Source organism: uncultured Aggregatibacter sp. (assembly GCF_938046485.1).
Taxonomy (GTDB): domain Bacteria; phylum Pseudomonadota; class Gammaproteobacteria; order Enterobacterales; family Pasteurellaceae; genus Aggregatibacter.
The window spans coordinates 38,209-50,148 of the sequence record NZ_CALIWN010000032.1 but is presented as its reverse complement, the minus strand read 5'-3'; the positions used below and the strand labels follow the sequence as shown (position 1 = coordinate 50,148).

The 11,940-nt window shown below is 44.1% G+C and carries 10 protein-coding genes; 3 read left to right on the top strand and 7 right to left on the bottom strand.

The features are described 5' to 3' along the window. Positions 1 to 13: 13 nt before the first annotated feature. The 5 genes from leuD to Q0203_RS04405 all read right to left on the bottom strand — a co-directional run bounded on the left by leuD (position 14) and on the right by Q0203_RS04405 (position 7,335). A complete protein-coding gene (leuD, locus tag Q0203_RS04425; protein ID WP_021615740.1) occupies positions 14 to 616 on the bottom strand; it encodes a 3-isopropylmalate dehydratase small subunit in 603 nt (200 codons plus the stop codon). A gap of 10 nt (positions 617 to 626) precedes the next feature. Continuing rightward, positions 627 to 2,036, bottom strand: coding sequence for a 3-isopropylmalate dehydratase large subunit (gene leuC / locus Q0203_RS04420; RefSeq protein ID WP_297929839.1), 1,410 nt, complete (start codon positions 2,034 to 2,036; stop codon positions 627 to 629). 197 nt (positions 2,037 to 2,233) lie between these two features. After that, the gene (gene leuB, locus Q0203_RS04415) at positions 2,234 to 3,310 is read right to left on the bottom strand and encodes a 3-isopropylmalate dehydrogenase (protein WP_297929837.1); all 1,077 of its coding nucleotides are present in this window, start codon (positions 3,308 to 3,310) and stop codon (positions 2,234 to 2,236) included. Between the two features lie 179 nt (positions 3,311 to 3,489). Further along, entirely contained in the window at positions 3,490 to 5,037 is a 1,548-nt protein-coding gene (leuA, locus tag Q0203_RS04410; protein WP_297929836.1) for a 2-isopropylmalate synthase, read from the bottom strand. Positions 5,038 to 5,550: 513 nt separating this feature from the next. Next, entirely contained in the window at positions 5,551 to 7,335 is a 1,785-nt protein-coding gene (locus Q0203_RS04405) for an ABC transporter ATP-binding protein/permease (protein ID WP_297929834.1), read from the bottom strand. A gap of 225 nt (positions 7,336 to 7,560) precedes the next feature. Here Q0203_RS04405 and Q0203_RS04400 point away from each other — a divergent pair, with 225 nt between their 5' ends. The 3 genes from Q0203_RS04400 (at position 7,561) to mreD (ending at position 10,336) form a co-directional block, all read left to right on the top strand. Further along, positions 7,561 to 8,616 carry a rod shape-determining protein gene (locus Q0203_RS04400; RefSeq protein WP_021615733.1) on the top strand — a complete coding sequence of 352 codons (1,056 nt, stop codon included), beginning with the start codon at positions 7,561 to 7,563 and terminating at the stop codon, positions 8,614 to 8,616. Positions 8,617 to 8,792: 176 nt separating this feature from the next. Continuing rightward, on the top strand, positions 8,793 to 9,848 hold the full coding sequence (mreC, locus tag Q0203_RS04395; protein ID WP_297929832.1) for a rod shape-determining protein MreC: 1,056 nt from the start codon (positions 8,793 to 8,795) through the stop codon (positions 9,846 to 9,848). Beyond that, positions 9,848 to 10,336: a rod shape-determining protein MreD gene (mreD, locus tag Q0203_RS04390; RefSeq protein WP_296027535.1), complete on the top strand. Its 489-nt coding sequence runs from the start codon at positions 9,848 to 9,850 to the stop codon at positions 10,334 to 10,336. Before mreC ends, mreD begins: the two co-directional genes overlap by 1 nt. An 88-nt stretch (positions 10,337 to 10,424) precedes the next feature. Here the strand turns inward: mreD and ycfP are convergent, their stop codons facing one another. After that, positions 10,425 to 10,970 (bottom strand): alpha/beta hydrolase YcfP, encoded by a 546-nt coding sequence (ycfP, locus tag Q0203_RS04385; protein WP_297929830.1) that lies wholly within the window; start codon positions 10,968 to 10,970, stop codon positions 10,425 to 10,427. Beyond that, positions 10,967 to 11,884 carry a RimK family alpha-L-glutamate ligase gene (locus Q0203_RS04380; RefSeq protein WP_297929828.1) on the bottom strand — a complete coding sequence of 306 codons (918 nt, stop codon included), beginning with the start codon at positions 11,882 to 11,884 and terminating at the stop codon, positions 10,967 to 10,969. The genes ycfP and Q0203_RS04380 overlap by 4 nt, the downstream gene beginning before the upstream one ends. Between the last annotated feature and the right edge of the window lie 56 nt (positions 11,885 to 11,940).

Here is an 11,940-nt window from a genome sequence, read left to right as displayed (position 1 = left end):
GAGTGATAAAAAGTTAGCGCAAGAATGCCGGAATTTTGCTTTCGTATTCGGCGATTTTGTCTTCGTGTTGAAGGGTTAAACCGATATTATCCAAGCCGTTTAACAAACAATGACGGCGGAATTCATCCAGTTCAAAGGTATACACTTTGTCACCTACGGTCACGGTCATGGCTTCCAAATCTACATGGATTTGTTTGCCTTCATTTGCCCACACCCATTGGAAGATTTCTTCCACTTCCTCTTCGCTTAAGCGAATCGGTAACATATGATTATTCAAGCTATTGTTATAGAAAATATCCGCAAAACTGGGTGCGATCATCACTTTGAAACCGTAATCGGCTAATGCCCAAGGGGCGTGTTCACGCGAAGAACCACAGCCGAGGTTTTTACGTGCTAATAAAATAGTCGCGCCTTGATATTGTGGGTAATTCAGCACAAATTCCGGATTTGGCTTGGTGCCTTCTACATCCAAATAACGCCATTCATGGAATAAATGTTTGCCGAAGCCCACGCGGGTAATGGCTTGTAAAAATTGTTTTGGAATAATCGCATCCGTATCCACGTTTGCCGCATCCAATGGCACTACTAAGCCTGAAAGTTGTTTAAATCCTGCCATTTTCTGCTCCTTAATTTAATGTCACGTCACGAATATCAACGAATTTACCGAACATCGCTGCTGCGGCTGCCATGGCTGGGCTCACCAAGTGGGTGCGTCCGTTACGGCCTTGACGACCTTCAAAGTTACGGTTTGAAGTGGAAGCACAACGTTCCCATTCGCCCAAGCGGTCATCGTTCATCCCTAAACACATGGAACAGCCAGGGTTACGCCATTCTGCGCCCGCTTCGATAAAGATTTTATCCAAGCCTTCTTTTTCCGCTTGTTCTTTCACTAAACCGGAACCCGGAACCACTAAAATCCGTTTTACGTTATCGGCTTTTTTACGGCCTTTCATCACCGCCGCAGCGGCGCGTAAATCTTCGATACGGGCATTCGTGCAAGAGCCAATAAACACTTGATCCACAGTAATCTCTTTTAAATCGGTATTCGCTTCTAAGCCAATATAAGTCAAGGCTTTTTCAGCAGAGGCACGAGTGACGGGATCCGTCATTTCTGCTGGATTTGGTACGCGTTGATCGATACCGATCACTTGCCCTGGGTTGGTGCCCCAAGTGACTTGTGGTGCGATATCTTTGGCATCTAATGTGATGACCGTGTCAAATTTCGCATCATCATCGGATTTTAAGGTTTTCCAATAAGCGACTGCATCATCCCAATCTTTACCTTTCGGCGCATGTGGACGGCCTTTTAAGTATTCAAAAGTCGTTTCATCCGGTGCGATTAAACCGGCTTTCGCGCCCATTTCAATCGCCATATTACAAACCGTCATACGGCCTTCCATGGAAAGATCACGAATGGCTTCCCCGCAAAATTCCACCACATGGCCTGTACCGCCTGCCATGGTGGTTTTACCGATAATGGCAAGAATGATATCTTTTGCGGTAATGCCCGGCGCCACTTTGCCACGTACTTCGATTTTCATACTTTTTGCACGGGCTTGTTTTAAGGTTTGTGTCGCTAACACGTGTTCTACTTCGGAGGTGCCGATACCAAATGCTAAAGCACCAAAGGCACCGTGAGTGGCGGTATGGGAGTCACCACAAACGATTGTCATGCCAGGCAAAGTTAAGCCTTGCTCCGGTCCCATCACATGCACGATACCTTGTTCTTTGGTGGTCATGTCGAATAATTGAATACCGGTCGCTTTTGTGTTTTTTGCGAGCTCCAATACTTGAATTTTCGCTTGGCCTTCAAGTTTGTTCACATCGCGTACTTGAGTGGAAATACTGTGATCCATAGTGCCGAAAGTTTTACTTACTTGACGTACTTGACGGCCCGCGACACGTAGCCCATCAAAGGCTTGTGGACTGGTCACTTCATGGATTAAATGACGGTTAATATACAAAATCGGCGTTTCGCCTTCCGCTTCGTACACCACGTGGGCATCGAATAATTTTTCATAAAGAGTTTTTGCCATAATGTTTCTCAATTCGTTAGAGGCTTTGTTAGGGTAAGTGCGGTCAAATTTGACTGTGTTTTTAAACCGCACTTTAATTTTTTTTGGGGCTGTACCAGATAACTAGACTCCCACATTGATGGCGCGCGTCTCCTGACGCGTGCCCTAATTTTATTTATATAAGCACGCGTCGGGAGACGCGCGCTATCGATTGCGACTTAAATTGCATCAGCAATCAATGTACCCATTTCTGCCGTTGAAACAGGGGCAGAATCATCGGCTAAATCACCCGTACGGTGACCACTTGCCAAAACTTTTTGCACAGCATTTTCAATGGCATCCGCCGCTTCGTTTAAGTTGAAGCTGTAACGCAACATCATTGCTGCAGAAAGAATTTGTGCGATCGGGTTGGCAATGCCTTTGCCTGCGATATCCGGTGCAGAACCGCCAGCAGGCTCATATAAGCCGAAACCGTCTTCGTTTAAGCTAGCAGATGGCAACATCCCCATAGAGCCGGTGATCATCGCCGCTTCATCAGAAATAATATCGCCGAAAATGTTAGAGCAGAGGAGTACATCGAAAGACTCAGGTGTTTTGATTAACTGCATGGTCGCATTGTCGATATAAATGTGATCTAAGGTGACTTCAGGGTAGTCTTTAGCGACTTCAGTCACGGTTTCACGCCATAAGATTGAAGCTTGTAATACGTTGGCTTTATCCACGGAAGTGACGTGTTTACGACGTTTCATTGCCGCATCAAAAGCCGCACGTGCAATGCGCTCGATTTCATATTTGTAATAAACTTCCGTATCGAATGCTTTGGTTTGTGCGCCTTCGCCTTCACGACCTTTAGGCTGACCGAAATAAATCCCGCCCGTTAATTCTCGCACAACCACCATATCAAACCCTTTCGCTGCGATGTCTGCTCGTAACGGACAGAATTTCTCCAATCCTTTATAAAGAGTTGCCGGGCGAAGGTTACAGAATAATTTGAAATGTTTACGCAATGGCAACAATGCACCGCGTTCCGGTTGTTGATCCGGTGGTAAGTTTGTCCATTTTGGCCCACCTACAGAACCGAATAAAATCGCATCGGCCTCTTCACAGCCTTTTAGGGTATCTGCCGGTAATGGGCAACCGCAATTATCGATTGCAGCACCACCCACATAAAACTCGTTGAAATTAAGTTTAAAACCGAATTTTTCTTGGACTTTGTTTAATACTTTAATGGCTTCCGCCATGACTTCCGGACCGATACCGTCTCCCGGTAGAACGGCGATGTTATATGATTGCATATTGTTTTTCCTATTTTTTTCACACAAAAGTGCGGTTAATTTTCTTCATATTTTCTCCCCTCTTTTGTAAAGAGGAGCTGGGGGGAGATTTTAACGATATAAAATTCACCACTGAGGTTGATGTTACTTCTGCTAAATCTCTCCTAACCCCTCTTTGCTAAAGAGGGGAACTCGATAGATTAATGATGTTTATGATTCTTAATATCTGCCACTTTATGCGCGCGATAAATGGCATTAATCGCATGCACTAACGCCAACGCAGAGGATTCAACGATATCTGTCGCCAAACCAACACCGTGGAATTTACGACCTTCGTGTTCCACTACAATATCCACTTGGCCTAAAGCTTCAGCACCTTCGCCTTTCGCGGTCAAATTATAGTGGGACATTTTGATATCCAAGCCGGTCAAGGTCAAAATGGCGTTATAAACCGCATCGACCGGGCCGTTACCGCCGATTGACGAAGTGCTTAATTTCTCACCATCTAACTGTAATTGAACAAAGGCAGTCGCCGGATATTCTTTAGTGGAATGCGCAGAAAGTTTATCTAACACTAAACGATCTTCATCCCCTTGTTGCATATCAATGAACGCCAAGGCTTCCAAGTCATAATCGAACACTTGGCCTTTTTTATCCGCCAATTTCAAGAAGGCATCGTACAATTTATCCAAATCGTAATCTTGTTCGGTGTAGCCCATGTCGGTCATGTGGCCTTTCACTGCAGCACGGCCGGAACGCGCGGTTAAGTTCAATTTCTCTTTCTTCAAACCGATAGTTTCCGGTGACATGATTTCGTAGGTATTTTTGTTTTTTAACATACCGTCTTGGTGAATACCGGATGAATGCGCAAAGGCGTTTGAGCCGACAATGGCTTTGTTCGGTTGAATCGGCATATTGCAAAGCTGACTCACCATTTGGCTGACGCGATGAATTTCTTGCGTGTTGATGCGTGTATCCACACCCATAAATTCTTGACGAACTTTCATTGCCATCACCACTTCTTCCAATGCGGTGTTGCCTGCGCGTTCGCCGATGCCATTGATAGTACATTCAATTTGGCGTGCACCATTTTGTACTGCAGTCAAAGAGTTAGCGGTCGCCATGCCTAAATCGTTGTGGCAGTGCACGGAAATCACGGCTTTGTCGATGTTTGGTACGCGGTTGCGCACTTGGGCGATGATATTGCCGTACTCCATCGGTAAGCAGTATCCCACGGTGTCGGGAATATTGACGGTGGTGGCACCGGCGTTGATTGCCGCTTCCACAATACGACAAATATTGTCGATACCGGTGCGTCCTGCATCTTCGCAAGAAAATTCCACGTCATCGGTGTAGTTACGCGCGCGTTTTACCGCGGCTACCGCCATTTCAACTACATCGTCAAAGGTGCGTTTTAATTTCGCTTCAACGTGTAATGCAGAGCTCGCGATAAAAGTGTGAATACGGAAAGCTTCCGCCACTTTTAAGGCTTCATACGCCGCATCAATGTCTTTATCTACCGCACGGGAAAGTGCCGCGACACGACTATTTTTGATATGGCGTGCGATAGTTTGCACAGATTCAAAATCGCCTTGAGAAGAAACCGGGAAACCGACCTCCATCACATCCACGCCTAAACGTTCAAGTGCTAAAGCAATCTGTAATTTCTCTTTAACGGTTAAGCTTGCTTTTAACGCTTGTTCCCCATCACGCAAGGTCGTATCAAAAATAATAACGCGATCTGTCATAACATTTTCCTTCTTTAAATCACTCAAAGTGCGGTCATTTTTTACGGCATTTTTTAAAACGAAAAAACCCGCAAAGTAGAGTGCGGGTTTAAATTTTGAGGGTTTTACATTTGACTGTTTTTCATCCACAACTTAGCCGCACAAAGCATGTGAGAGCAGCAGGTTGAGGGAGAAAGAAACAGTGTGAAACATGAAAAATCCTAGTGTATAAAAATCTGTAAACGTGCGTCACATATTACGGATTTAAGCTAGTCTGTCAAATGATAAATCAGCATATTCTCTCTGTTTTTGCCGATTTTATGAAATTTAGTTAGAGATAAACTTTGTATTAAGCATAAATCTTAGAGAAATATTCTAACTTTGCTGTTTAAAGCCAGTTTTTATTCTGATAGAAATTTATTTACTGAAAAAATCGACTTTTTTAGTTTAAATCTAAAAAAGTGCGGTGTGTTTTTTCAATGTTTTTAAAGACATCGAAAAATCACCGCACTTTAGAGGCGAACCTTGTAGCCACTAATGGGGATTAAATACCCAACTTCCATCCGTGTGCAATTCTAATTGTTGCTGATGTAGTGGCACGAGGGTAGAACGATGCCCCACGCTGATAATGGTGGTATTTGGCAATTCTTCACGAATTAAGCGATACATGGCGTGTTCCATGCCTTCGTCTAAGCTGGCGCTGGCTTCATCAAGGAAAGCAACTTTCGGTTTGTGTAGTAACAAACGGGCAAACGCCAAACGTTGTTGTTCACCAAGAGAGAGAATGCGGCTCCAGTCTTGTTCCTGTTCTAAACGATCCTGTAAATGGGCTAATTGAACCTGTTCCAATACCCGCGTGATCTTAACCAAATCCACGTTTTCAGTGGTATCCGGATAATAGAGCGCGGTGAGTAAATTGCCTTGTGGCAAATAAGGGCGTTGCGACAAGAACAGGGTATTGTGTTGCGGGCAGAATATTTTGCCTTCTGCATAAGACCATAAACCGGCAATGGTGCGTAATAAGGTAGTTTTCCCGACACCGGATTGACCTTGAATTAATAACGAATTCCCTTGTGTTAAGATGAGATTTAAATCTTTAATTAAGATTTTGCCCATAGGCGATTTCACGCTAAGGTGTTGGAAAATCACATCCGTAGGGTGATCAGTAATGTCGGTTTTACTTTGTTTTTGCGCGGCCTCGACGCTGTAGTGAAAGCCGGTTAAACGGTCTAACGTGGCTTTGTATTCGGCGAAACTGTCGTAGGTGTTACGGAAGAACGAAAGATTGGAATGCAACTTGCCAAAGACTTGCAAGGTTTGCATCAGATCGCCCAATTTAATTTGTTTTTCAAAATAGCGGCCCACTTGAATAAGTAATGGGAAGACCACGGAAATCTGACTGACCACCAAGTTGAATCCGGAGAATTTTAGGGCTCGGAAGACGATATCCCACATGTTATTGATAACGGCGCGGAATTGTTTGTATAACCGACTTTTTTCCACTTTTTCACCGGCGTAGAATGCAATGCTTTCCGCATATTCTTTAACACGGATTAAGGAATAACGGTAATTCGCGTTTAATTTTTCGTTCGCGAAGTTAAGGCGAATTAACGGTTTACCAAGCCAGAAAGCAATCAGCGTGGTGAAAATCACATAAGCGAATACTAAATAGACCATAGCGCGCGGAATTTCTATACCTAGCAAGGTCATTGGTCCGGCTAAGCCCCACAATAAAATCGTGTAAGAAATCATGGAGGTCACGGCATCAATCACACCAGTGCTGAGGGAAAGTGTGGTTTTTACATAAGATTGTATGTCTTGTTGAATCCGTTGATCCGGGTTATCGAGATTGTTGCCGATGTATTGGCTTTTATAATAAGCCCGCTTATCCATCCATTTTTCTAAGAGTTCTGTATTTAGCCATTCAATCCAGTTAATGGAAAAGCGCTGGTTTAAATAATAGCTGATAAGTGCGGCTGCCACAGAAAAGCCGGCAATAAAACAGAATAAAATCATCTGCTCCCAAAAGACGGTTTGGTTAAATTCCTGCAATGCGGTGTACATATTGTTATACCACGTGGAATGCACCAAGCTCAGACGTACACTAAAGAGGGTGAGGGTCATGATCAAGACGAAGAATAATAATGGTTTAATGCTGCGTTTTGGCGAAAGATAACCGCCGGCAAACATCCAAAATTGTTTGCCCCAATGGGTCAGGCGAACTAATAGAAAAATGCCGAGACTGAAGAAAATAACCGTGAGCGCCAGTGTGCGGGCGATCCAAAGTGAAGAGGTAATGATCTCTTGAGTATAATCCATAACGTATTCCCATAGATAAAAGTGCGGTAAGTTTACACGGTGTTTTGATCAAATCAAGAAGATGATGAAGATATGAACAACACTGCAAGCTTATTCTTTCAATGCGAAGATTTTTGTGTGATTAGGCTAAAATTTTCTGTTATCAACGCCCATTTTTTGGTAAATTTAGCCCAATTTTTTTAACGCTCAAAAGAGCCATGATTAATACAAATTAGTGGAACACATATGTTATTTAAAAAAATTCGCGGTTTATTCTCTAATGATCTTTCTATTGACCTCGGTACAGCAAATACGTTGATTTACGTCAAAGGGCAAGGCATCGTGTTGGATGAACCTTCTGTGGTGGCGATTCGCCGAGATCGCAGTGGCTCGCTGAAAAGTATTGCGGCAGTGGGTCGCGAAGCGAAACAAATGTTAGGTCGTACTCCAAAAAGCATTGAAGCGATTCGTCCGATGAAAGACGGTGTGATCGCCGATTTCTTCGTGACCGAAAAAATGCTGCAATATTTTATTAAACAGGTACATAGCGGCAATTTCATGCGTCCAAGTCCACGTGTATTGATTTGTGTGCCGGCAGGCGCAACGCAAGTAGAACGTCGTGCGATCAGAGAATCTGCCATTGGTGCCGGTGCACGTGAGGTCTATTTAATCGAAGAACCGATGGCGGCAGCGATTGGGGCGAAGTTGCCGGTTTCAACGGCAATCGGTTCGATGGTGATTGATATCGGCGGCGGTACGACCGAAGTTGCGGTGATTTCCTTGAACGGCATCGTGTATTCTTCTTCCGTGCGTATTGGGGGTGACCGCTTTGATGAAGCGATTGTGACCTATGTGCGCAAAAATTTTGGTTCGATTATCGGCGAACCGACCGCAGAACGCATTAAACAGGAAATCGGTACCGCCTACATTCAAGACGGTGACGAAATTAAAGAAATGGAAGTGCACGGCTCCAATATTGCGGAAGGTGCACCACGCTCCTTTACGTTAACGTCAAAAGATGTTTTAGAAGCTATTCAACAACCGTTAAGTGGCATTGTGGCGGCAGTACGAACTGCCTTGGAAGAATGTCAACCGGAACACGCTGCGGACATTTTTGAACGTGGCATGGTCCTAACCGGCGGTGGTGCGTTATTACGCAACATTGATGTGTTACTTTCCAAAGAATCCGGTGTGCCGACCATTGTTGCTGATGAGCCACTTACATGTGTTGCACGCGGTGGTGGTGAGGCATTAGATATGATTGATATGCACGGTGGCGACATTTTTAGTGAAGAAATCTAATCATGTTTAAAAAGTGCGGTGAATCATTTTGATGTTTTTACCCAGATAATGTTAATCACCGGGTAAATCGTTTCATACGATAAAACATAATTATCTCTTAATGCCGGCCTGTTGCTTAACTGACCGGCATTGCCGTTGATATTGACCGCACTTTTGTTTTGAGGAATGCTCTTATCATGAAGCCTATTTTTGGAAAAAACCCGCCTTTAGGACTCAAGCTTTTTCTCGCTGTCATTGCCTCATTAGGATTAATTGCCTCAGATAGACAAACGACAACGATGATTCAAGCCCGTTCATTGTTAGAAACGGCTGTTGGCGGATTGTATTATTTAGCCAATACGCCACGCACGGTGTTGGATGGGGTTTCCGATAATTTGGTCGATACCAATAAATTGCAAATCGAAAATAAAGCATTAAAAGATCAATTACGAGAAAAAAACGCGGATCTTTTATTGCTGGATCAATTAAAAGTCGAAAACCAACGTTTGCGACTGCTCCTAAATTCGCCACTACGGATTGATGAATATAAGAAAATTGCCGAAGTTCTGACGGCGGAAACCGATATTTATCGCCAACAAGTGGTGATTAATCAAGGTGAAAAAGATGGCGCTTATATTGGTCAGCCGGTAATTGATGAAAAAGGCGTGGTCGGGCAAATTATTTCAGTGGGCGAGCATACCAGCCGAGTGTTATTAATTACGGATATCGCCCATTCGATTCCAGTTCAAGTGTTGCGCAATGATGTTCGTATGATTGCCAGTGGTACCGGGCATAATGACGAATTGGTTTTAGATAACGTTCCACGATCAGTGGATATTGAAAAAGGCGATTTACTGGTAACCTCCGGGCTGGGAGGGCGTTTTTTAGAGGGCTATCCGGTTGCGATTGTCGAATCGGTATCGCGTGACGGACAAAATTATTTTGCCACCGTTACGGCAAAACCATTAGCCTTTATTGATAAATTACGCTACGTCTTATTGCTGTGGCCGACAAATGAAGATACACGAAAAGCAAGCCCAATCACACCGGCAGATGTGCGTAAAGCGGTTGAGCAACGATTAGCGACACAAGGCAATGAAGCACAAAAAGTGAAAAAAGCCCTTGTTCCTGATGTTCCACCGGCAGAACAGACACCTTCAGAAGCGACATCGGATTTGCCGACAGAGGCACCCCATGAAAATCCTGTAGAAGCCGTGCCAGTAGAGGATAAATCGCCAAGGGAGGAGGATTAATGCAAAGTCGTGTTATTTTTAAATACATTGCGTTAACCGCAATATTTCTACTTGCCTTGGTGATGGAAATCATGCCGTGGCCTAATGGTTTTCAAAGTGTTAAACCGGCGTGGGTCGTGTTGATTTTTATGTATTGGGGATTGTCGATTCCCAACCGTGTAAGTATTGGTTGGGCATTTATGATTGGTATTCTGTGGGATGTGGTATTAGGCACGATCTTGGGTGCGCACGCACTGGTGTTGTCTATCTTTGCCTACTTAATTACCAAAAATCACCTTGTCTTTCGTAATCTTTCACTTTGGATGCAAAGCTTGCTGGTGATTTTCTTTGTCTTTGCGATCCGTTTTAGCATCTTCTTAATTGAATTTTTAGTTCATCGCGCCACCTTCGATTGGCGAGAGATTTTTGGTGCCATGATTAGTGGTCTTTTATGGCCATGGTTATTTTTATTACTCCGAGGTCTTCGCCGCCGCCTTGGATTAAGCTAATTGAGCAGATTGTTTCATTAAAACCACACACATTGATCATAACTGCCTTAATCAAAAAGGGAGCGTAATTGCTCCCTTTGGTTGTCATTTATAACTCACGTTGTTTAAAGGCATTGATGGCTTGCAAATGATGCGAAATCTGCTTGAATTTGTGCGTTTCTACGGCATCCCAAATCACCTCATAATAAGGCGATAATACCTCTGTGCTACGTTGGGAATCTAAAACACCGTCTTCCACCGACAAGAACACCAAACAGCGACCTTTATTTTTCAAACGGAAATCTTCCACGCACTTGGTGGCAATGTCTTCATATTCTTCCGGGCGATCGATCTTGCCTCCCATATTTTCCTGCGGAAATAAATTCGGGTTGAAAATCGCCTGCTTAATGCCACATAAAAAACCAATGCGTTCCGCCCAATACCCGCCAAGCCCGACACCACAAATTAAGGGATTTCTGTCTTTCGATTCGGAGACCAATTTATGCACTTCATTTAAAAGAAATTGCATATCATGGCGCGGATGCAATGTGCTGTAGTTAATAAAGCGAACGTCATCATCGATGAATTTTAGTTGCAACACTTTTTCGTGATTGCCCGGACTACTGGAATCAAAACCGTGTAAATAAATAATCATTTCATTACTCCAACCTGATGACGATGCTTTTGTTCTAAATGTAAGATCATTTGCAAGGCAATATCAATGCCACTGGTTTTCTCGATCATCTCAAGCCCCGGGCTGGCATTGACTTCCAACACCAACGGACCGTTGGCGGAACGGATTAAATCCACGCCCGCCACATCTAAGCCTAGCACTTTCGTTGCGTTTAAGGCAATGTGTTTTTCCTGTTCGGTTAAGATGACTTTTTCTGCGCTGGCACCACGATGGCAATTTGCGCGAAATTCGCCACCTTGCCCAATGCGTTGCATCGCCGCGACAATGCGTTCTCCTACCACAAAACAACGTAAATCGGCGCCTTGCGCTTCTGCAATAAATTCTTGTGCTAACGTCGGTACATTTGCCTGCTTCAATGTTTCCAACATACTGACCGCACTTTGTGGTCGTTCTGCGAGCACCACGCCAATCCCTTGCGAACCACTCAAGGTTTTCAAAATAATCGGTGCGCCAATATGCTGTACGGCATCATTCGCATTGGTTTCCAGCCCACCAAGCAACGAGGTTGGCACGGCAATGCCATTCGCCAGTAATAACTGCAAACTCAACCATTTGTCACGCGCTTTCGCAAAAGCATCAGCATGATTCAAACAAGGTACATTTAACGCCTGAAAATAATGCAACACCGCACACCCCATTTGCATACTGCCGGTACCAAAGCGAGGTAATACCGCGTCATATTGAGGTAACAGATAAGGCGTGCTTTCCACATCCGGCTGATAATAAAGCGCAAAGTGCGGTGGATTTCTTTGGAGTTTTATTAAACAACGATTCGGATCAAGAATATCCATGTGATGGCCGTTTTCTTCCGCCGCCTGTTTTAAACGCCGACAGCTATACAAACGCGGCTCACGGCACAACATTAATAGTTTCATAAGTCTTGTTTTTTTACTGTATTTAATTCTCACTGGCTTTTTCTCCGATGAGGATA

Excerpts from the sequence above, each read along its gene's own strand:
- leuD (WP_021615740.1), bottom strand. The coding sequence starts at position 616 with ATGGCAGGATTTAAACAACTTTCAGGCTTAGTAGTGCCATTGGATGCG.
- leuC (WP_297929839.1), bottom strand. The coding sequence starts at position 2,036 with ATGGCAAAAACTCTTTATGAAAAATTATTCGATGCCCACGTGGTGTAC.
- leuB (WP_297929837.1), bottom strand. The coding sequence starts at position 3,310 with ATGCAATCATATAACATCGCCGTTCTACCGGGAGACGGTATCGGTCCG.
- leuA (WP_297929836.1), bottom strand. The coding sequence starts at position 5,037 with ATGACAGATCGCGTTATTATTTTTGATACGACCTTGCGTGATGGGGAA.
- Q0203_RS04405 (WP_297929834.1), bottom strand. The coding sequence starts at position 7,335 with ATGGATTATACTCAAGAGATCATTACCTCTTCACTTTGGATCGCCCGC.
- Q0203_RS04400 (WP_021615733.1), top strand. The coding sequence starts at position 7,561 with ATGTTATTTAAAAAAATTCGCGGTTTATTCTCTAATGATCTTTCTATT.
- mreC (WP_297929832.1), top strand. The coding sequence starts at position 8,793 with ATGAAGCCTATTTTTGGAAAAAACCCGCCTTTAGGACTCAAGCTTTTT.
- mreD (WP_296027535.1), top strand. The coding sequence starts at position 9,848 with ATGCAAAGTCGTGTTATTTTTAAATACATTGCGTTAACCGCAATATTT.
- ycfP (WP_297929830.1), bottom strand. The coding sequence starts at position 10,970 with ATGATTATTTATTTACACGGTTTTGATTCCAGTAGTCCGGGCAATCAC.
- Q0203_RS04380 (WP_297929828.1), bottom strand. The coding sequence starts at position 11,884 with ATGAAACTATTAATGTTGTGCCGTGAGCCGCGTTTGTATAGCTGTCGG.